General features: G+C 71.9%; 15 protein-coding genes and 2 tRNA genes. 6 read left to right on the top strand and 11 right to left on the bottom strand.

Features of this window, described 5'->3' with window-relative positions:
- Nucleotides 1-103: 103 nt before the first annotated feature.
- Nucleotides 104-295, bottom strand: coding sequence for a hypothetical protein (locus ACFRFC_RS13175; RefSeq protein ID WP_382682375.1), 192 nt, complete (start codon nucleotides 293-295; stop codon nucleotides 104-106).
- A 524-nt stretch (nucleotides 296-819) separates the two neighbouring features.
- On the opposite strand from ACFRFC_RS13175, the gene ACFRFC_RS13170 reads away from it, so the two are divergent.
- Both ACFRFC_RS13170 and ACFRFC_RS13165 read left to right on the top strand, forming a co-directional pair.
- Nucleotides 820-1,272, top strand: a complete 453-nt coding sequence (locus ACFRFC_RS13170; protein WP_382682378.1) for a MarR family winged helix-turn-helix transcriptional regulator — start codon at nucleotides 820-822, stop codon at nucleotides 1,270-1,272.
- Between the two features lie 84 nt (nucleotides 1,273-1,356).
- Complete coding sequence (locus tag ACFRFC_RS13165) at nucleotides 1,357-3,801, top strand: MFS transporter (RefSeq protein WP_382682381.1); 2,445 nt, start codon at nucleotides 1,357-1,359, stop codon at nucleotides 3,799-3,801.
- Here the strand turns inward: ACFRFC_RS13165 and ACFRFC_RS13160 are convergent.
- The 8 genes from ACFRFC_RS13160 to bla form a co-directional block, all read right to left on the bottom strand.
- Nucleotides 3,776-4,693, bottom strand: coding sequence for a TetR/AcrR family transcriptional regulator (locus tag ACFRFC_RS13160; protein ID WP_382682383.1), 918 nt, complete (start codon nucleotides 4,691-4,693; stop codon nucleotides 3,776-3,778). The two genes, ACFRFC_RS13165 and ACFRFC_RS13160, sit on opposite strands and share 26 nt — an antisense overlap.
- A gap of 39 nt (nucleotides 4,694-4,732) precedes the next feature.
- Nucleotides 4,733-7,093, bottom strand: a complete 2,361-nt coding sequence (locus ACFRFC_RS13155; protein WP_382682866.1) for an MMPL family transporter — start codon at nucleotides 7,091-7,093, stop codon at nucleotides 4,733-4,735.
- Between the two features lie 294 nt (nucleotides 7,094-7,387).
- On the bottom strand, nucleotides 7,388-9,502 hold the full coding sequence (locus tag ACFRFC_RS13150) for an ArnT family glycosyltransferase (protein ID WP_382682386.1): 2,115 nt from the start codon (nucleotides 9,500-9,502) through the stop codon (nucleotides 7,388-7,390).
- Nucleotides 9,499-11,199 (bottom strand): glycosyltransferase, encoded by a 1,701-nt coding sequence (locus ACFRFC_RS13145; RefSeq protein WP_382682389.1) that lies wholly within the window; start codon nucleotides 11,197-11,199, stop codon nucleotides 9,499-9,501. The genes ACFRFC_RS13150 and ACFRFC_RS13145 overlap by 4 nt, the downstream gene beginning before the upstream one ends.
- 13 nt (nucleotides 11,200-11,212) lie before the next feature.
- Nucleotides 11,213-12,808 carry a sensor histidine kinase gene (locus tag ACFRFC_RS13140; protein WP_382682391.1) on the bottom strand — a complete coding sequence of 532 codons (1,596 nt, stop codon included), beginning with the start codon at nucleotides 12,806-12,808 and terminating at the stop codon, nucleotides 11,213-11,215.
- Complete coding sequence (locus ACFRFC_RS13135; protein ID WP_382682394.1) at nucleotides 12,805-13,545, bottom strand: response regulator transcription factor; 741 nt, start codon at nucleotides 13,543-13,545, stop codon at nucleotides 12,805-12,807. Before ACFRFC_RS13135 ends, ACFRFC_RS13140 begins: the two co-directional genes overlap by 4 nt.
- Before the next feature lie 333 nt (nucleotides 13,546-13,878).
- Entirely contained in the window at nucleotides 13,879-14,772 is an 894-nt protein-coding gene (locus ACFRFC_RS13130; RefSeq protein ID WP_382682397.1) for a DUF2797 domain-containing protein, read from the bottom strand.
- Nucleotides 14,773-14,839: 67 nt separating this feature from the next.
- A complete protein-coding gene (bla, locus tag ACFRFC_RS13125) occupies nucleotides 14,840-15,793 on the bottom strand; it encodes a class A beta-lactamase (RefSeq protein WP_382682400.1) in 954 nt (317 codons plus the stop codon).
- Between the two features lie 195 nt (nucleotides 15,794-15,988).
- On the opposite strand from bla, the gene ACFRFC_RS13120 reads away from it, so the two are divergent.
- From ACFRFC_RS13120 to ACFRFC_RS13110, 3 genes are all read left to right on the top strand, one after another.
- On the top strand, nucleotides 15,989-16,936 hold the full coding sequence (locus tag ACFRFC_RS13120) for a LysR family transcriptional regulator (RefSeq protein ID WP_382682402.1): 948 nt from the start codon (nucleotides 15,989-15,991) through the stop codon (nucleotides 16,934-16,936).
- Nucleotides 16,933-17,841, top strand: coding sequence for a serine hydrolase (locus ACFRFC_RS13115; RefSeq protein WP_382682404.1), 909 nt, complete (start codon nucleotides 16,933-16,935; stop codon nucleotides 17,839-17,841). The genes ACFRFC_RS13120 and ACFRFC_RS13115 overlap by 4 nt, the downstream gene beginning before the upstream one ends.
- 222 nt (nucleotides 17,842-18,063) lie before the next feature.
- Nucleotides 18,064-19,905, top strand: a complete 1,842-nt coding sequence (locus ACFRFC_RS13110) for a CocE/NonD family hydrolase (protein WP_382682406.1) — start codon at nucleotides 18,064-18,066, stop codon at nucleotides 19,903-19,905.
- A 59-nt stretch (nucleotides 19,906-19,964) separates the two neighbouring features.
- On the opposite strand, the gene ACFRFC_RS13105 is transcribed toward ACFRFC_RS13110, so the two are convergent.
- Both ACFRFC_RS13105 and ACFRFC_RS13100 read right to left on the bottom strand, forming a co-directional pair.
- A tRNA-Arg gene (locus tag ACFRFC_RS13105) sits at nucleotides 19,965-20,037 on the bottom strand.
- 214 nt (nucleotides 20,038-20,251) lie between these two features.
- Nucleotides 20,252-20,342 (bottom strand) — tRNA-Ser (locus ACFRFC_RS13100).
- 190 nt (nucleotides 20,343-20,532) lie between these two features.
- On the opposite strand from ACFRFC_RS13100, the gene ACFRFC_RS13095 reads away from it, so the two are divergent.
- Nucleotides 20,533-21,033, top strand: a complete 501-nt coding sequence (locus tag ACFRFC_RS13095) for an SSI family serine proteinase inhibitor (protein WP_382682409.1) — start codon at nucleotides 20,533-20,535, stop codon at nucleotides 21,031-21,033.
- Nucleotides 21,034-21,076: the final 43 nt, after the last annotated feature.

Here is a 21,076-nt window from a genome sequence, read left to right as displayed (position 1 = left end):
CGCTTTCCGCGTACGCCGTCGGTGGCGCCGCCTTCGCAGGGGGTACGGCATCGGCGGCGCCGGACGGACGTGGGGGTTCCCCCTACGGACGTGGGGGTTCCCCCTACTTCAGCGCCAGCCAGGCCACCGCCGCCACGATCACGACCGCCGCGACCACGCCGAGGATCAGGCCCAGCCTGGGGCCCGAGGAGGTCTGCTGGGGGCGGCTGGTCTGGGGGTCGTCGACGAAGGCGCGGAACATCTGGGTGCTGCCCGCGGGGTCCGGGGTGCCCTGGGGGTTCTGGGAGTTGGCCATGGGTCGAGACCCTAGCGAAGTCGCTGGCGCTGGCCCAAGCGGGGGTTCCGTGACCGGGGCTTGTGGTGTGAACCGGCGTTCGGTCTTCTGGGGGCTCTGCCCCCAGACCCCCCTTTCGGCCTGAACGGCCTCGTCCTCAATCGCCGGACGGGCTCAGACGGTGCGGACCGGCCCTCGCCGAGCGCCATACGGGCTGAGCGGATGCCGACCGGTCCTCGCCGATCGCCGGACGGGCTGAGCGGGTGCCGACCGGCCCTCGCCGATCGCCGGACGGGCCGAGCGGGTGCCGACCGGTCCTCGCCGATCGCCGGACGGGCCGAGCGGATGCCGACCGGCCCTCGTCCATCCGTGCCAGCAGGGCCATCCGCGCGCCTCGCTGCCGTATCCCCCGCCCCACCTGCCTCTTTACATCCGCCAACACTTGCCTTTGCCAAAGTTTTGCTGGTCTCAGCATTCTCTTTATTTGCCTGCAACAACCATCCGCTTTTAAGGTTGCCCCAAGCAACGATATTGGGGAGGGCTGGATGGCGGAGGCGACGCAGTACGCCGAACTGGCGCGGCAGCTCACCGCCGTTGGCGCGGTGAAGCGGGATCTGGCACGGACTCTGCCCCCCTCCTGTCCGGCCGGATCGATCGCCGCTCTGATGGTGATCGACCAGCACGGGGACATCCGGATCGGGCAGCTGGCGGAGTCGCTGGTCGTGGACATGTCCGTCACCAGCCGGCACGTCGCCCATCTCGCCGACCGTGGGCTCATCGAACGCATCTGCGACCCCGCCGACAAACGCTCCCGCATTCTGCGGTTGACCCCCACCGGGCACGAGGTGCTCGACGACATGCAGCGGCGTACCGCCGCGCTGCTGGCCGAGCGGCTGAGCGGCTGGACCGAGGGCGAGATCGGGGAGCTGACCCGGCTGATGACCCGGCTGCGGGCGAGTTTCTGCGAGCACCGGCCGAGTGCTACTGCGAACAGCTGACTGCCGAACGCCAGTTCAAACCCCCCATCCCGGGCAGCCCCGACACCCGTACATCTGCGTATCTGGAAGAAGAAAAGGAAGCCCATGGCAACAACCACACCGGCCGGTGTGCGGGCCCACGCCAAGCACGGGGGAGGCTCCCACGGCGAAGCCATGTCGCACCGGCAGATCATGGAGGCGCTGACCGGGCTGCTGCTCGGCATGTTCGTGGCGATCCTGTCGTCGACGATCGTCTCCAACGCGCTGCCCGACATCATCACCGACCTCGGCGGCGGCCAGAGCGCGTACACCTGGGTCGTCACCGCCTCGCTGCTGGCGATGACCGCGTCCACCCCGCTGTGGGGCAAGCTCTCCGATCTGTTCTCCAAGAAGCTGCTGGTCCAGATCGCCCTGGTGATATTCATGCTGGGCTCGGCGGCGGCCGGACTCTCGCAGAACCCGGAGACCCTGATCACCTTCCGTGCCGTGCAGGGCATCGGCATGGGCGGGCTGTCGTCGCTGGCCCAGATCATCCTCGCGGCGATGATCTCCCCGCGCGAGCGCGGCCGGTACAACGGCTATCTCGGCGCCACCTTCGCCACCGCCATGGTCGGCGGCCCGCTGATCGGCGGTGTCATCACCGACACCTCCTGGCTCGGCTGGCGCTGGTGCTTCTACGTCGGCGTGCCCTTCGCGATCGTCGCCCTGGTCGTGCTCCAGCGCACCCTGCATCTGCCGGTCGTCAAGCGGCGGGTGAAGGTCGACTGGGCCGGGGCCTTCCTCATCACCGCCGCCGTCAGTCTGCTGCTGGTCTGGGTCACCTTCGCCGGGAGCAGGTACGACTGGGTGTCCTGGCAGACGTACGCCATGGTCGGCGGGACGCTCGCGCTGCTGCTGCTGTTCGTGTTCACCGAGTCCCGGGCGAGCGAGCCGATCGTCCCGCTGCGGCTGTTCCGCAACCGGACCATCTCGCTGGCCTCGCTGGCCTCGCTGTTCGTCGGCATCGCGATGTTCACGGGCACGATCTTCTTCTCCCAGTACTTCCAGCTCGCCCGCGACAAGTCGCCCACCATGTCCGGTGTCATGACCATCCCGATGATCATGGGCCTGTTCCTGTCCTCCACCCTCTCCGGCCGGATCATCACCCGCACCGGACGCTGGAAGAGCTGGCTGCTCATCGGCGGTGTCCTGGTGAGCGCCGGACTCGGGCTGCTGAGCACCATCGAGTACGACACCGCCTACTGGCACGTGGCGGTCTACATGGCCCTGCTGGGTCTCGGCGTCGGCATGATGATGCAGAACCTGGTGCTGGCCACCCAGAACCAGGTCGCCCCGAGCGACCTCGGTGCCGCCAGCTCGGTCGTGAACTTCTTCCGCTCCCTGGGCGGCGCCGTCGGCGTCTCCGCCCTCGGCGCGGTCCTCACCCACCGGATCACGCACTACGTCGAACAGGGCGCCGCCTCCCTCGACCCCCGGTCGGCCGCCGAACTGGCCGGCAGCGGTGACACCAACGGCGCCCTCCCGGACATGAACGCCCTGCCCGTCCCGATCCGCACCCTCATGGAGAGCAGCTACGGCAGCGGGATCGCCGATGTCTTCCTGTACGCGGCGCCCATCGCCCTGCTCGCCCTGCTCTGCTCCCTGTTCATCAAGGAGGTGCCGTTGCGCACCCAGGGGGCGCTGGCCCAGGCCGCCGCCGAGGGGGCGGCTGGTCCGGTGGGGAGTGAGGGGGCGGCGGTCGCCGAGGTGAGGGTGCCGGTCATGGTCGCCGCCGGTTTCGGTTCCGGTGGTGGGATACCGGTGCGCGGGGCCGTGCACGGGGCCGAGAGCGTGCCCGTGCCGCAGGCCGCCGTCACGCTGATCTCGCTGGGCGGGCGGCAGCTCGGCCGCTCGATCGCCCAGGGGGACGGTTCCTACGCGCTGGACGCGCCCGGCGCCGGATCATACGTCCTGATCGCCTCCGCCGACGGGTTCCAGCCACAGGCATCCACGATCGTCGTGAACGGTGAGCCGGTCTCGTACGACATCCTGCTCAGTGGGACCAGTGGGCTGACCGGGGTGGTGCGGGCCGCCACGAGCGGGGTGCCGGTCGAGGACGCGATGGTGATCGTGACCGATGTGCGCGGGGATCTGCTGGCCACCCGGAGCACCGGCGAGCAGGGCGAGTTCGCGCTCGGGGAGCTGGTGCCGGGGGCGGTGACCGTCGCCGTCACCGCCGTCGGTTTCCGGCCACGGGCGCTGCCTGTGGAGGTCGGGGGCACCGGGGTCACCCGGATCGAGGTCGAACTGGACGCGGGGGCCCGGGTCCAGGGGGTCGTCCGCGTCCCGCACGGGCCGCTCGCCGATGCCCGGGTCACCCTGGTCGACGCGGCCGGGAACGTGGCCGGCACCGCGACCACCGGGGCGGACGGGGCGTACGCCTTCACCGATCTGGACAGCGGGGAGTACACGGTCATCGCGACGGGCCATCCCCCGGTGGCGACCTCGCTGACCGTCTCCGGACCCGGTGTCGACGACCACGACATCAGCCTCGGCCACCCCGGCGAATGACCCGGCGAACGGCCGTTGCGCACGACCTTGTGGGGAGAACGGGATGGGACTGACCGCGCGGATCCGTACGCGGGACGGGTGGGCCGTGTCGCACGCGGTCGTCACGGTGATGGACCGAGCCGGCGCGCAGGTGCTGCGGGTCGAGGCGGACGGGGAGGGCGCGGTGCGGGATCCGGCCGCGCTGGCGCCCGGGGCGTACACCGTGATCGTCACGGCGGTCGGGTACGTGCCCGAGGCCCGCAGCGTGATCGTCACCGCGAGCGGCCGGGCCGAACTCGGCCCCCTGACGCTGGCCCGGCAGGGCGGCACCGAGCTGCCCCCGCCGGGGCCGGGGACCATCGACCCGGCGCACTCCAGCGTCGGCGCGGCGCATCACCCCCCGGACCTGCCGGGAGAAGGCCAGGGACCTCGGGCCGATGTTGAGGTAGCGGCGGCCGGCCAGCGGGGACAGCCACGGGTGGCGGACCAGCAGCCCCCGGTACTGGGTGGCCAGAGCGCGCAACTGTGCACGCCAGTCGGCGTCAGGGGCGTTTGCGTCGGGCAGGTCGAGTTCGCCGTGGACGGCGTCCAGGGCGAGTTCGAGGAGGTCGTCCTTGGTGTCGACGTACCAGTACACGGACATCGCGGTCACCCTCAGCTCGGCGGCCAGGCGGCGCATCGAGAACCCGCCGAGCCCCTCGGCGTCCAGCAGCCGGACGGTCACCTCGGTGATCCGGTCCCGGTCGAGGTGCGGCGGCCGCGGCCCGCTTCCGCCGCCGCCCCCGGTCCCAACGGTTCCCCCGGTTCCGCCGCTGCCCCCGGTTCCCCCGGTTCCGCCGCCTCGGCCGCCCCGCCGCGCGTCCCGCTCCGTCAGCCAGACGCTGACCCGCACACCGTCCTCGGCCTTGGCCATCCGCGCACCTTCCTCGGCAGTCCCGCACTGCCGACAAGGCTAGGGTCCTTCTGACGGATCACCAGAAGCACCCCGGGGCCCTCGGCCGACGACGGGCGGCTGGGGCTGGGGCTGCGGCTGGGGCTCGGGCTGCGGCGTGGCAGATGTCGGCCGCACGCCGGGCTGCGGCTGGGGCTGGGACTGCGGCGGCTCGGGCTGGCGCGGCTCGGGCTGGCGCGGCTCGGGCTGGGGCTCGGGCTGGGACTGCGGCGGCTGGGCGGAGCCCTTCCCCACCTTCTCCCCCTCCGCGTCGATGTGCGGCAGCAGCCGGTCCAGCCACTTCGGGGTCCACCAGGCGTGCGGGCCGAGCAGGGTCATCACCGCCGGGACCAGCAGCAGCCGTACGACGGTCGCGTCGATGAGGACGCTCACGGCCAGGCCCAGGCCCAGCATCTTGACCACGATGTTGTCGCTGATGATGAACGCGGCGAAGACGCTGACCATGATCAGGGCCGCGCAGGTGATGACCCGGGCGGTGATCTCCAGGGCGTGCGCGACCGCGGCCCTGGCGTCGCCCGTGCGGAGCCAGCCCTCGTGGACGCGGGAGAGCAGAAAGATCTCGTAGTCCATGCTCAGGCCGAAGATGATCGCGAACATCATCATCGGGACGTAGCTCTCGATGGGGACCGTGCCCGAGACGCCGAGGGCCGGGCCGCCCCAGCCCCACTGGAAGACGGCCACGACGACCCCGTACGAGGCCGCGATGGACAGGACGTTGAGGACGGCCGCCTTCACCGCCACGAGGAGGCCGTGGAAGACCGCCAGGATGATCAGGAAGGCGAGGGCGACCACGACCCCGATGATCAGCGGCAGCCGCTCGGCCACGATGTCCCGGAAGTCGACCTGGGCGGCCGTGGAACCGGTGACATAGCCCTTGGCGGCGGTGCCCTTCAGGGCGGCGGGGAGGGTGTCGTGGATCAGCCGGTTGGTCAGGGCCGTGGTGTCGGCGCTCTGCGGGGACGTCGACGAATAGACCGTGGCCAGCAGGACGTCCCCGTCCCCGGCGGGCATCAGCGGGGTGACCGTCGCCGCGCCCGGTACGGCGTTCAGGGTCCGCTGCGCCTGGGCGGCGACGGCCTGGCGCTGGCCCGCGGGCACCGCGGTCTGGTCGACGACGACGGTCAGCGGGCCGTTGGAGCCGGGCCCGAACGCGTCGGTCATCAGGTCGTACGCCCGCCGGTCGGTGAAGGACGTGGGGTCGGCGCCGTCGTCGATATGGCCGAGCTGGATGGAGAAGACGGGGATCGCGAGGACGACGATGGCCGTCACCCCGGCCGCCAGATAGCGCAGCGGCCGGCGCTGCACCCGCCGCGCGTACCGGTGCCACATCCCCTGCGGTGCCTCGCCGGGCGGGGCGTCGGTCTCGGCGACCGGGCGGCGCACATGCCAGCGGTCGATCTGATTGCCGATCAGCCCCAGCAGGGCCGGGACCAGCGTCAGCGCGCCGAGCACCGCCGAGATCACGGTCACCGCGGCGGCGGCCCCCAGCTTGCCGATGAAGGAGACGCCGGAGGCGTACAGGCCCGCCAGCGCCACGATCACCGTGCAGCCGGAGACCAGCACGGCCCGGCCGCTGATGGCGCTCGCCAGCCCGGCCGCGCGCACCGGGCTCGCACCGTCGATGAGCCGCTGGCGGTACCGGGTGATCAGGAACAGGGCGTAGTCGATGCCGACGCCGAGCCCGATCATCGTGGCCAGGGTCGGGGAGACGGTGGCGAAGGTGAAGGCGGCGGCGAGCAGTCCGAGACAGGCCAGTCCGCCGATCACCCCGATCAGCGCGGTGAGCAGCGGGATGAAGGCCGCGATGACACTGCCGAAGCCGATCAGCAGTACGACGACGGCCACCGCGAACCCGATCAGCTCGCTGATCCGGTCGTTGGCCACGGGCCGGGCCAGCTCGCCCAGCGATCCGCCGTACTCGACCTGCGCCCCGGCCGCCCGCAGCGGCTGTACGGAGTCGTCGACGCCGTGCAGATAGCTCTCGCCCAGGTTGGAGGGCATCACGTCGAAGCGGACGGTGATGTAGGCGGTTCTGCCGTCGGTGGCGAGCGGGCCGGTGCCCGGGGCGGCCGACGGGGTGGTCAGCGGGTTCTGCACCGACTGCACGTGCGGGAGTTTCTGGAGGTCGCCGACCGTCTGCGCGATCTCGGTGCCGAGCGCGGTCAGGGGCTGTCCGGCGTCGTGCAGCACGATCTGGGCGCTGTAGCCGCCGGCCGCCGGGCTGTGCTGCTTGAGGATGTCGCTGCCGTGCTGGGACTGGGCGCCGGGCAGCTCGAAGTTGTCGGCGTAGGTGCCGCCGAAGGTGCGTTCGAGGACTTGGAGCCCGGCCATCGCGGCCAGCCACGCCACGATGACGATCACGAAATGGCGGGCGCACCATTCCCCGAGCCGTTGCAGGAGGCCGGATCTCGCCCGGCTCAGGGCGCTTGACACGCTCTCATTGGATGCCGGGGTGGGCGTCCCGGCATCCTGAGGGGGGCCACATGGGCGACTTGGGCCGCATAGGCCGTATGGGCCGTATGAACAGGTGCCCCGGAGCAGCTCGCTCCGGGGCACCTGTTCATGGTGCGTGGCACCCGCTCATGAAGCAGGGCACCTGTTCATGAAGCGGGGCACCTGTTCATGGCGTGCGGGCCATGGATATGGATACGGTCCTCAGCCCGCGGCCGGGCTCACGGGCTGGGTCAGGTCGTAGAACGTGCTGGTCCCGGCCGTGACCTCGGTGAAGTTCTGCTGGACCCAGGTGGAGATCTCCGCCGCGGTGCCGCCGTCACCGCCCCCGCCGAAACCGCCGGAGACGATGAAGTAGTGGATCTGCCCCTCCTCCACGTACTGCTGGAACTGGGCCAGCGTGGGCGACGGGTCGGTGCCGTTGAAGCCGCCGATGGCCATCACCGGATCGCCGGTGGCCAGCTGGTAGCTCGCGGCGTTCTGGGCGCCGACGGCCGCCGCCGACCAGGTGAACCCGTCCGAGTCCTCCAGCAGTTGCTGGGCCTCGTCGCTCACGGCGGCCCCGTCGAGCAGTCCGCCCATCGCGCCGCCACCGCCCGTACCGCCGCCCGTACCGCCACCGGTGCCGCCGCCCTGCGCGGTGCCGCCGCCCGGGGCCTGGCCGCGCGTTCCGCCGGCGAAGCCGCCACCGGCGGGGGGCTGTCCCGTCTGGCCGCCGCCCTGCTGGCCCTGGGTGCCGGGCGGGAGCCCACCGGCGCGGGTGCCGCCCCCGGCACCCCCGGCACCACCGCCACCGCCGCCGCCCCGGCCTGCCGTGACCGCCGGACCGGCCGTCACGATCGACCCGGTGTGTCCCACGTCGAGCGTGCTCAGGGTGTACGCCGTCGGACCCGCGAGCACGGCGAGCGCGCCGAGTCCGAGGACGCCGAGGGTCAGCGGACGGCTCAGCCGGGTGACGAAGACCAGACCGAGCGCGGCGGTCAGACCGCCGATCAGCACCAGCCACTTCAGCCACGGCAGATAGTCGGCCGACCGGTTGAGCAGCACGTATCCCCAGGCCGCCGTCACCGTCACGGCGCCCGCGAGGGTGAGCGAGGCCCAGGCCCGGCCGCGCTCCTCCCACAGCACCGTCGCGCCCATGCCGATCAGCGGGGCGATGTAAGGGGCGAGGGCGACGGTGTAGTACTCGTGGAAGATGCCCTGCATGAAGCTGAACACCACCATGGTGATCAGCATCGCGCCGCCCCACAGCAGGAACGCCGAGCGGGCGGTGTCCGTGCGTGGCGCCCTGCGCAGCAGCCAGATCGCCGCGAGGAGCAGGATCAGCGCGGCCGGGATCAGCCAGGAGATCTGGCCGCCGACGGTCGAGGTGAACATCCGGTCCCAGCCGACCGTGTCCCCGCCGCGCCCGCCGCCGACGCTGCCGGCCTCATCGCCGTTGAGCCGCCCGAGGCCGTTGTAGCCGAAGGTCAGCTCCAGGAAGGAGTTGGTCTGCGAGCCGCCGATGTAGGGGCGGGAGGACGCCGGCCACAGTTCGACGATCGCGACCCACCAGCCGCCCGCGAGGATGACCGCGAGCCCGCCGAGCAGCACCTGGCCGATCCGCTTGCGCACACTCGTCGGCGCGAGGACGAGATAGATGAGGGCCAGCACCGGCAGGATCAGGAACGCCTGGAGGGTCTTGACCAGGAACGCCAGACCGATCGCCGCGCCCGCCCACATCAGCCACTTGGTCTGGGCCTGCTCCAGCGCGCGCAGGGTGCAGTACACGGCGGCGGCCATCAGCAGGGCGAGCGCGGCGTCCGGGTTGTTGAAGCGGAACATCAGCGCGGCGACCGGGGTCAGCGCGAACACCGCCATGGTGATCAGCCCGGCCCCGGCGCTGAACCGGCGGCGGACGGCGGCGTACAGCACGCCTGCCGTGGCGACCGCCATCAGCACCTCGGGGAAGAGGATCGCGAAGGAGTTCAGCCCCAGCAGCCGTACCGACAGGGACATCGGCCACAGGGACGCCGGTGGTTTGTCGACGGTGATGGCGTTGCTCGCGTCGAGCGAGCCGAAGAAGAACGCCTTCCAGGACTCGCTGCCCGCCTGGACGGCCGCCGAGTAGAAGGAGTTGGCGTATCCGGACGAGGTGAGGTTCCAGGTGTAGAGGGCGCCGATCACCACCAGCGTGGCGAGGAACGCCGGGCGCACCCAGCGCGGGTCCTCGGGCCGCCCGCGCCGGACCCGGTGCAGGAAGGGCGGCTTGCGGTGCGGGGCGGCGGGCTGCGTGCCGGGCACGGGGGCCGGCTCATGGGGCGTGGTCGTCGACGTCATCGGGGGTTCCTCGGGTCCGTCGGATCGGTGTCCTGCGGGTCGCCCGGCCGGGGGCGGAAGGGGTCACTGTCGTAGGGGGTCCGGCCACTGGCGTCATACGTCCGGCCGCTCGCGTCATACGTACGGCTACTGGCGTCGTACGACCGACCGCTCGGGTCATACGTACGGCCGCCGGCGTCGTACGACCGGCCACTCCCGTCGTACGACCGGCCACTCCCGTCACCTGTCCGACCGCTCCCGTCGTACGACCGGCCGCCCGTGTCGTACGGCCGCTGGGGCGGTGGCCCCGGATACGGCTGCCATCCCCCCGCCCCCGATTGGCCGGCGTAGGTCGGGGTGGTCGGGGCGGTCGGGGAGTGCGGGCCCTGCGGGGGCCTCGGGGCGAGGCGCGGGTCGTGCCCGGCGACGATCGTCGTACCGCCGTGGCCGGGGCCCTCGCGGTGGTCCGGGAAGACCCAGATGCGGAAGAGCAGGAACCGCAGCACGGTCGCGGCGAGGTTGGCGGCGATCAGCACGGCCAGCTCGGTGGAGTGCCCGGGGTCGCCGCTCGCCGCGTTCAGGGCGGCGAGGGAACCACTGGTCAGCACCAGGCCGATGGCGAACACGACCAGCCCCTGCGCCTGGTGCCGGACCGCACCCGCCCGGCCGCGCACCCCGAAGGTGAGCCGCCGGTTGGCGGCGGTGTTGCCGAGCGCGGAGACCAGCAGCGCCAGCGCGTTGGCCACCTGCGACCCGGTGAAACCCCGGAAGGCCGTGTACAGCAGCAGATAGAAGAGGGTGGACAGCGCGCCGACCACACAGAACCCGACGAGCTGGCGGGCCAGCCCCTTGGGTACGTTCGTCAGCTGACGGTCGCGCGGATCGTCGCCGAACGGGCGGGTCAGCCGGTCCAGCGGCAGCGAACCGGTGGCCAGGGCCTTGCCCACCCGCCAGACGCCCTTGAGGTCGTCGGTGGCGGTCCGCACCAGGTGCACGGTGGAGTCGGGGTCGTCGACCCAGTCCACCGGCACCTCGTGGATGCGCAGGCCCGCCCGCTCGGCGAGCACCAGCATCTCGGTGTCGAAGAACCAACCCGTATCCTCCACCAGCGGCAGCAGCGCCCGGGCGACATCGCCGCGGATCGCCTTGAAGCCGCACTGGGCGTCGGAGAACCGGGCCTGGAGCGAGCCGCGCAGGATCAGGTTGTAGGAGCGGGAGATGAACTCCCGTTTGGCGCCGCGCACCACGCGGGAGCTTCTGGCCAGCCGGGAGCCGATCGCCAGGTCCGAGTGGCCCGAGATCAGCGGCGCCACCAGCGGCAGCAGCGCGTTGAGGTCGGTGGACAGATCGACGTCCATGTACGCGAGGACCGGGGCGTCGGAGCCGGACCACACCGTGCGCAGGGCACGGCCGCGGCCCTTCTGCTCCAGCCGCACCGCGCGGACCCCGGTGAGGGTGTCCGCGAGCCGGGCGGACACCTCGGGGGTGGTGTCCGCCGAGGCGTTGTCGGCGATCGTGATGCGGAACGGGTAGGGGAAGGTACGGGTGAGGTGCTCGTGCAGCCGCAGCACACACGGCTCCAGATCCTTCTCCTCGTTGTATACGGGAATCACGACGTCGAGGACCGGCGCTCCGGCCGCCGTGGCCGGGAGATGCTCCCGGGCCGGCAGCGTGGGGGGTTGGGCGCCGCTTGAAGGCGCCCGAGAGTCGGTTCGCATGGAACGACTGTTGTCACGTGCCCTGTCGCACCCATGTGGTGGCGCTGTGCTGTGGCTGTGATTGGTGTTGCCAGTTCATTGCACGCGCCTGGGGCCCTTCCAGCGCGGGCAGATGGACCGTGAACACCGTGTGTCCGGGCCTGCTGTCGACGCTCACCGCACCGCCGTGCGCGGTCGCCACGGCCTCCACGATGGCCAGGCCCAGGCCGGTCGAGCCGGTCGAACCGGCCCGCCGGGTGCGCCCGGAGTCGCCGCGCGCGAACCGCTCGAAGACATGCGGCAGCAGTTCGGGCGGGATGCCGGGCCCGTCGTCCTGCACGTCCACGCACAGCCCCGGCGCACCGCACCGCACCCGGGCGGTGACCGTCGTACCGGCCGGGGTGTGGGTGCGGGCGTTGGCCAGCAGATTGACCAGCACCTGCTGCAACCGGGCCGCGTCCGCTCTGACCAGCGCGGGCTCCTCGGGCAGCGCGAGCCGCCAGTTGTGGTCCCGCCCGGCGGCGCGCGCGTCGCTGACGGTGTCCACGACCAGCGGTACGAGATCGGTCTGCTCGAACTGGAGCGGCCGGCCGGCGTCCAGCCGGGCCAGCAGCAGCAGATCCTCGACCAGCAGCGTCATCCGGGCCGCCTCGGACTCGATGCGGCGCAGCGCGTGCCGGGTGTCGGGGCCGACCTCCTCGCGGCCGCGCCGGGTCAGCTCGGCGTACCCGCGGATCGAGGCCAGGGGGGTACGCAGCTCATGGCTGGCGTCGGCGACGAACTGCCGGACCCGCATCTCGCTCTGCTGGCGGGAGTGCAGCGCCCCGTGCACATGGTCGAGCAGCCGGTTGACGGCGAGGCCGACCTGGCCGACCTCGGTGTGCGGGTCGGTCTGGAACTCCGGGACCCGCTCGTCGAGGTACACCTCGCCGCTGTGCAGCGGGATCTCGGAGACCCGGATGGCGGTGGCGGCGACCCGGCGCAGCGGGCGGGTGGCGACGTTGACGATCACCACGCCGGCCAGCGAGGCGGCGATCAGCCCGGCGGCGGTCACACTGATCTCGATCAGCAGCAGGGTGCGCAGGGTGTTGCTGACGTCGGTGGTCGGTATGGCCACGTAGTAGTCGCGGGAGCCGTCCGCGTTGGTGCCGAACTGGACCCGGTACTCGCCGAGTCCGGGAATGTCGATGGTGTGCGGGTTCCCGTCGCGGGGCGCGGAGTCCAGCGCCGCTATCTGCGACTGGTTCAGGTTCTGGGGCTGGGTGTAGTCGGCGGACCGGTCGCCGACCACGGCGCTGACGACGGTGCCGCCCACCAGTTCGGCGCCGATGGTGCCCTGCGGCTGCGGGCCGCGCGTCACGAAGTCGACGAGATCGGCCGGGTCCTTCTTGACCGACTTGCCCAGTCCGTCTACGTACGGCCCCGGCCCGACCACCCGCGCGACCGACTCCCCGAGCCGGGCGTCGAGTTCGGCGTACAGATGCGAGCGCAGGGCGACCGTGGTGACGGTGCCGATCACCGCGCACACCACGGCGATCAGCACCACGGAGGCGACGACCAGCCGGGACCGCAGCGTCCGGGGCTGACCCGCCGGGCGCCGCCACGGTCGCGGCTGTCGCCATGGGGTCATGACGTGGCGGGCTTGATCAGATATCCCGCGCCGCGCCGGGTGTGGATCATCGGCTCGCGCCCGGCGTCGATCTTCCGCCGCAGGTAGGAGATGTACAGCTCGACGACATTGGCCTGACCGCCGAAGTCGTAGGACCACACCCGGTCGAGTATCTGCGCCTTGCTGAGCACCCGGCGCGGATTGCGCATCAGGAACCGCAGCAGCTCGAACTCGGTCGCGGTCAGATGGATGCCCTGCCCGGCGCGGGTCACCTCGTGGCTGTCCTCGTCCAGCGTGAGGTCACCGACGACCAGGACGGAGTCGGAGCGGCGGTCGGCGGCGCCGGAGCGGCGGATCAGCCCGCGCAGCCGTGCGACGACCTCCTCCAGGCTGAACGGCTTGGTGACGTAGTCGTCCCCGCCGGCCGTCAGCCCGGCGATCCGGTCCTCCACCGCGTCCTTCGCGGTCAGGAACAGCACCGGTACTTCGGGCAGTTCGCGGCGCAGCCGCCCCAGCACGGTCAGCCCGTCCATGTCGGGCAGCATCATGTCGAGCACCACGGCGTCCGGCCGGAACTCGCGCGCCGTCTGCACGGCCCCCTGGCCGTCGCCGGAACTCCGGATCTGCCATCCTTCGTAGCGCAGGGCCATGGACAGCAGCTCGGTGATCGACTGCTCGTCGTCCACCACAAGCACCCGGACGGGGCTCCCGTCCGGCCTCAGCAGTTCGGTGCGCCCTTGGGGCGAGGTCGTGGTCATACCGGACACCTTTTCCGCGGCCTCTTAGAGGGCCCTTTCCAGAACCTGTGATTTCTCTGAGAAATCCACAGCGGGGTCCAAGGAAGGGCTGGGGCAGGGGGTGAGGAAGGGTGGGACGGCTCGTGGCAAAGGCTCGTGGCAAAAGGGCCGGTGGCGAGAGGGCGGGGAGGCAGCAGGGCGGCCGCAGGGCGGCCATCGAGCGGCTACAGAGCGGCCATAGAGCGGCCATGCGGCATGGAACGGCCATAGGGCGACCATGGGAAGGCCGCGGGGCGGCCATGGGGAGGCCACCTCACCATGGAGAGGCTGCGGGGCGGCCCTGGGAAGGCCGCCTCAGAACAGCCCGTCCTGCCGATGCGCCTCCTTCGCGAACTCCCGCACCGGCACGGACACCTCCCCGAGCCCCCCGCCACCCCCGTCGGCGGCCACCGGCATCAGCTCCCACCCCCGCATCAGCCGCGTGTCGAGCACGACCACCCCCCGCCCGGTCCGCAGATGCAGATCCGGCCCGGCGGCCGCGACCAGCTCACCGCTGACCGTCCCGCCCGCGACCAGCTCACTCACCTCCCCGAAGGCATCCGGCAGCCCCGCCAGCCCGAACACCCCGACGTGATCCACCACCCCCAGCGGCGCCCGCGTCAGCGACTGGGGCCAGGCGGGCAGCGCCACCGCCCGCGCGTGCAGCTCCCCGATCTCCGCCGCCCGCTCCGCCTCGCCCCCCGCCAGCGCGGAACGCACCGCGCGCTTGGCGGCGTACGGAATCCGGTCGGGCACGCCCAGGGCCGCCCGCAACAGCTCTTCGGCGCGGCGCGCGGCCATCAGCGGCCCGGCGCCCAGCCAGCTGAAACAGACCGCCCCCTGCTCCAGCAGCCGCGCCGGCCCCCGCGCGACACCGGTGATCCCGACCTTGGTCATGCCGGGCCCGAACCACGCCAGATACACGTGGTACGGCCGGGGGTCGTCCGCGATGGTGTCGGCGGCCACCGAGTGCGCCCGGTCCAGCCGCGCGCACTCCTCGCACCGCACGCCGGTACTGCGCCCCGACACCGCCGCCCGCACGGGACACGGATTCCCCCGCGCTCCGACACACGTCCGCCCACCCCCCGTACCGACCCCGAAGGCCACCCTTTTCCCCCAGGTCAGCGCGGACCGCCGACCCCCGTCCCACTCCAGCCCCGGACCCCGTACCGACCACCGCAGTCCCGAGCAACGCCATGACCGACCCATTGCCCGAAGCGTAGAGGCGACCACTGACAACGGGCCGGGGACGGGGGACAACGCCCCCCGGGGGGCGTTAACCCCTCCCCAACCCCTCGATGGCCACAGCCGCCGCCTCGGCGACCACTTCGTCGCGCCGCTCGGCCCCCTCCTGGTCACGGGAGGTGAGGACGGACAGCACGATCGGGTTGCCGCCGTCGTCGGGCCACAGCACGGCGATGTCGTTCCGGCCGCCGTAGCCCGCGGTGCCGCTCTTGTCCCCGACGGTCCAGCCGTCCGGCACTCCGGCGGCGATGAGGGTCTCGCCGGTGGTGTTGGTCTGCATCCAGGTCCGCAGCAACGCCCGCTCGTCCCGCTCCAGCCCCTCGCCGAGCAGCATCGCCCGCAGACTGCCGGTCAGGGCGCGGGGCGTGCTGGTGTCCCGGATGTCCCCCGGCGTGCCCTCGCTCATATCGGGCTCGAAGCGGTCCATCTCGGTGACGTCGTCGCCGAGTTCCGCCAGGACGGCCTCCAGCGCGTCGGGCCCGCCGAGGTCCTCCAGAAGCAGATTGACGGCGGTGTTGTCGCTGTACCAGAGGGTGGCGGCACACAGCTCGCGCAGGCTCATGCCGGTCTCGATGAAGTTCTCGGTGACGGGCGAGTTCTCGACGATGTCCTCGCGGGTGTAGTGCACGACCTTGTCCATCCCCGCCACCCCGTGCTCGCGCAGCACGGCACCGGCGGCGAGCGCCTTGAAGGTGGAGGCGTAGGCGAACCGTTCGTCCGGCCGGTGCCCGACGGTACGTCCCGTGCCGGTGTCGAGGGCGTAGACCCCGACACGGGCGTCGAACTCCTTCTCCAGCGCCTGGAACTCCCGTTTCACGGCCTGGGCGTCCGGCTGTTCATGGTCGGCGGCGGCCTGCGCGCCCACGGTCCGCTGCCCCGCCGCCCCCTGGTTCTCCCCCTGGGCACAGGCGGGCAGGGCGGCGAGCACGAACACCCCGGCCGCGGCGGCGGCACCCCGGCGGACCCGAAGCACGGACGACGTCATGGCATGACCTCCAGAGAGCGAGCGGGGTGACCCCCGGGCCGGAACGGCCTTTCGCCCCTCACCCTGAGCCCCACCCGCCCCGGCCGTCCAAGACGCACCCGTACGTATCCATGCCGTTTCGGCATAGCGGTCGTGGTGCCCGTGGCCCACTGCGCGGCCCCGGTCCCGCGGAGCCGCTTTGGCATAGTGAGAGCTGTGGATCTTCTGGGGGCATGCCGTGCGTTCGTCCATGTGAGCGAGCACGGGAGTTTCACGGTGGGAGCGGCGGCGGCACGGATGGCACAGCCCGTGGCCAGCCGCCGCGTGGCCGCGCTGGAACGGCACTTCGGCGAGCGACTGCTGTCGAGATCGTCGCGTACGGTGGCGCTGACCCCGTTCGGCCGGGACGTACTGCCGCTGGCCCGCCGGTTCGTGCGGCTCGGGGACCGGCTGGAGCACGAGGCGGCGGCCGCCCGGCACCGCCCGCTGCGGCTCGCCGTCCCGCCCGACCTCCCCACCGGCGCGCTGGCCCGGCTGATCGCCGCCGCCCAGCGGCACGGCATCCCCCTGGACCCCCGCCCGGCCGGCCCCGCCGAACGGGCCGAACTGGTCGGCTCACGGGAGGTACGGGCGGCGCTGCTCGCGGTGGCGCCGGACGCGGCGGCATGGACGGTACCGCTCGGCCTCGCGGTCACCGATGCGCCGGGTGCGGGCCCGATCTACCTCGACACCCTGCGCCCGGCCCGCGCGGACGGCGACCGGCGCGCACGCCGTGTCTGGCTCCAGCCGGAGGACGACGTACCGCACATCCGCGACCGGCTGACCCGCCTCCGCGACGCCCTGGGCCTGCGCCCGGCCCAGCTGGCGGTGGCCCCCCACCTCACGGCAGCCGCCGCCGAGGTGCTCGCGGGCGGCGGGGACGCCCTGGTCTGCGCAAGGGGACAGGCCGACGCGCTGGGCCTGCGCTGGCGGGAGATCGGGGAACTGCATCAGGGACCACACGCGGGTCTGACGCGCGGGTACGCACTGGTGGCGGCGGAGGAGGGCGACACGGAGACGACGGACCGCCTCCGCAGTGAATGCGGGAGGCCGATGGCCGCCTGCCTGTACGCGGAGCAGACGGACGAGAGAAACGAGAAGAACAAGAAGATCAGGACCCCATGAAGAACACCGCATCCCTCCTCACCGACCTCCGAGCCACCCTCCGCGAGAGCGGCCTGCACGGATCCTTCCTGGTACGGGACCTGGACACGGGCGAGGAGGTGGGCATCGACCCGGACATCGAGTTCCCGGTGGCGTCCCTGGTGAAGATCCCGCTGGCCCTGGCGACCCTGGAACGCGTCCGCCGGGGCGAACTGGACGCCGCCATGCCGGTGGAGGTGCAGCCGGGCCGGATGACGATCCCGGGCCCGACCGGCATGAGCCGCTTCCGTCATCCGGCGCGGGTGGCGGTGGCGGACCTGGTGTATCTGAGCACCTGCATCAGTGACGGAGTGGCGGCCGACGCCCTCTTCACGCTGACCCCGCCCAGCCAGGTGGCGGCGATCCTCGCGGACCTGGGGGTGACCGGGATCGCCGTACGCCACACCATGGACCAGCTCACCGACACCCCGGCGGAACGCTTCACCGCCTCCGATCTCCACCTCGCCCACGCCCTCGCCATCGACGCGGGCACCCCGGGCCGCGGCCACCGGGTCCCCCAGCTCGACATCTCCCACGCGAACACCGGCACGGCCAGGGCCTTCGTGGACCTCCTCCAGGCGATCTGGCACCCATCCCTCCCACCCGAGGTGGCCACGGCCGTACGGACCCTCCTCGCCGCGAATGTCCTGCGCCACCGGCTGGCCCCCGACTTCGCCTCGGACGCGGCCACCTGGTCGTCCAAGACCGGCACGCTGCTCAACCTCCGGCACGAGGCGGGGGTGGTGGAGCACACCGACGGCCGGCGCTACGCGGTGGCGGCGCTCACGGAATCGCGGGTGGCGGCGGGCCACCAGCCGGGCGTGGACGCGGTGATGGGCCAGGTGGCACGCCGGTTGCGGGACCACGTGCGGGCGTGGGGGACGTAGCGCAAGCCCTTGGACCCGGCATGACGTGCGAGTGAGCCCCCGGCGCGCACGCTCCCCACCACGGCGCACGAGCCACCCCCACTGCCCACCCGGGCTTCCGCACGCCCGGGGCAGAGGGCCGGGGGACGGAAAGGATCCCGCAGATGCCGGGGCCTCCGGCAGACGGGCGTACCGGCCGCCTCGCACGAGCAGGCGGCCGGCGGCAGCGAGAGGCAGGGCTTCGTGAGCAACCCGCAGGACGACGACGCGATCGAGACGGTCACCGCGGCGGAGGTGGGCCGGGTCGCCGAGCAGGGCCTGTACTCGGCCCCCAGCGCGCTGACCCCGGCGGCCGGCCAGGTGGCCGAGGCCCTGATCGCCACGCTCAAGGGCCTGGCCGGCGAACCGCTGCTCCCCGCCGACCTCCAGCAACTGGTGGACCGGGTACGGCAGAAGGCGACCATCGGCTTCCCCTGGATCACCACCGGGGACGGCGTGAAACTGTCGGCGCACACGATCAGGCTGAACACGGACGAGCGCCGCCCGGTGGTGATCGTCCCGGCGGGCTGGACCCCGTTCGGCTGGGCGCTCTTCGAGTGGGCGTATCTGCTGCTGGCGGACCGCGGCTACCACGTCCTCGCCTACACCCCGAGGGGCCTGGGCACCACGATCCAGGTGCCGGGCGGCGCGTACATCGACGGCCCGTTCACGTCCGGGGGCACGATCGATGTGGCCGGCGAGAAGGACTGGGCGGACGGTTCGACGGTGATCGATTACGCCCAGCAGCACTTCAACCCGAGCCGGGTCGGGTTCCTGGGCGAGTCGTACGGTTCGGGCATCAGCCAGCTGGTGGCGGCGCACGACGAGAGGAACCGGGTGGCCGCGGTCGTGGCCCTGAGCACCTGGAGCGACCTGGCCGAGAGCCTGTACCACCATGACACCCGCCACCTGGCGGCGGTGACGTCCCTGATCAACTTCACCGGCGGCCCGAAGGAACGCAAGTTCGACGAGGAGACCCGCCGGATCCTGGACGACTTCGAGGCGGGCGAGAACCTGGACCGGGTGGTGGACTGGGCCGAGACCCGCTCCCCGTCCACATACCTGGACCGCACCAACACCCGCCGAATCCCCACCTTCTTCTCCAACACCTGGCACGAGACGCTGTTCCCGGCGGGCCAGCTGGTCCGCCGGTACGACGAGCTGACGGCCCCGAAGCACCTCAACCTCTGGATCGGCGATCACGCGGCCCCCGAGGGCGCCGCTCTGACGATCCCGTTCAGCGGCCCGAACGTCCCACTGGAGGAGGCGTTCGCCTGGCTGGACCACTACCTCCTGGACGCCGAGAACGACGTGCCCTCCTGGCCCGCGCTGACCAGCCAGGTGATGTTCACCTACGAGACCCGCACGGACCCGTCGACCGGCAAGAACGTGATCACGACCCCGGCGATCCGCGAGCCGAGCCCGACCTGGTCGTCCATCACCACGGCAACGGAGCGCTGGTACCTCACGGAGGGGTCCCCCACCGGCCAGGACGGCGGCCTGGCCCCGGCCCTGGAGACCGGCTGGACCCGCGAATTCACCACCGGCCAACTGACGGACGCGACCGCGGTGGACGCGATCATCACCACCGGCCAGGCGGAATGGACGGGCAACCCGAAAACCTACGACACGGACAAATTCGACCGCCAGCACCTGGCCGTCTGGACCACCCCCGAACCCCCGGACTCCCCCACTCCTGACGGCCCCTCCCGCCGCATCCGAGGCATCCCCGAACTGACTCTCACCCTCCGCAACACGGCCACGTCGGCAACCGTGATCGCCTACCTCTTCGACCTCGCCCCCGACAACACGGCCCGCATCATCACCCACGAGCCCCTGACCCTCCCCACCCTCACCCCCCACGAGAACCACCACGTCACCTGGCCCCTCCAGCCCACCGCCTACGACCTCCCGCCCGGCCACCGCCTGATGCTGGTCCTCAACAGCAAGGACCAGCTGTACTCGGCCGCGGACACGGAAGGCAGCAGGACGACCATCACGTCCTTGTCCGAGGAACCGGCGCAACTGTCCTTGCCGTTGGGCTGACGGGCCCGGGGCCAACTGAAAAAGCCCCTCCGGGATGATCCCGGAGGGGCTTTGACCTGTGCACTCGGCAGGATTCGAACCTGCAACCTTCTGATCCGTAGTCAGATGCTCTATCCGTTAAGCTACGAGTGCTTGTGTGCTGTTTTTTTGTCTCTGCTTTGGGTCCGTGAGGGCCGCTCGCGGCGACAGGAAGAACAGTACATGACTGCCGCCGTCATGTGAAATCCATTGCCCGCACCCTGTATGACCTGCGAAAACGATGCCAGAAGGGCATGGACTGCCGGGCGGGTCGCGCAACGAATCAGGGAGCCCTGCCTGACTCGGCGGGGCTCCCTGATTCTCGGTGCGGAGGCGGAGGGATTTGAACCCTCGATGGGCTTTAAGGCCCAAACCGCATTAGCAGTGCGGCGCCATAGACCGGACTAGGCGACGCCTCCAGCACAACCGTTCGCGCGAGCGCGAATGGCGCGTGCAGATGATGACACAGACGAGCGGGGTGTCACCAATCGCCCCCACCGTACTAGGCGGGCGGGGGACAGGGCAAAGGCGTTCGCGGGGGTGCGGCCGGCGGGCCGTGGTCCGCAACGTCGCGGCCGTCCCGGCGTTAATCAGGTCATGTCGCAGGCCATGTCAAATGTCAGGTCAAATGTCAGGTCACAGGTCACGTCCCCGGGCGGGGCGCGTCGCGTCCTCCGCGTCGGCGTCCTCCTCCTCACCGTCGGGGCGCTCTCCGGCGCTCCCTCCGTCGTCGCCGCCCCCTCCCCCGCGCTGCCGCCGCCCATCCGGCTGGAGGACCGGGTCACCAGTGGGCAGCTGGAGGTCACGCTCCGGGACACCGACGGGAAGGAGACCTCGTACGACGTCTCCTGTCAGCCCGATGGGGGCAGTCATCCCGATGTCCGTGGGGCGTGCGGGGCCGTGGAGCGGGAGGTCACGGCGGGGCGGGATCCGTTCGCGCCGGTCGCGGAGGGGAGCGTCTGCACCATGCTCTACGGCGGGACGGCCACCGCCCAGGTCACCGGCACCTGGTCCGGGCGGCGCGTCGACGCGCGGTTCGAGCGGACCAATGGGTGTGAGATCGACCGATGGAACCGGCTGGTGCCGTTGCTGCCCGAGGCGCGGGGCTAGCCGGCGGGCCCGGGCGCGATCCCCCTTCCTACCCCTTTCTGGG

The sequence above is a fragment of the Streptomyces sp. NPDC056734 genome, from assembly GCF_042790455.1.
Classification (GTDB): Bacteria; Actinomycetota; Actinomycetes; order Streptomycetales; family Streptomycetaceae; genus Streptomyces.
The sequence above is the reverse complement of the archived record's forward strand: the minus strand, read 5'-3'. Positions and strand labels throughout refer to the sequence as shown.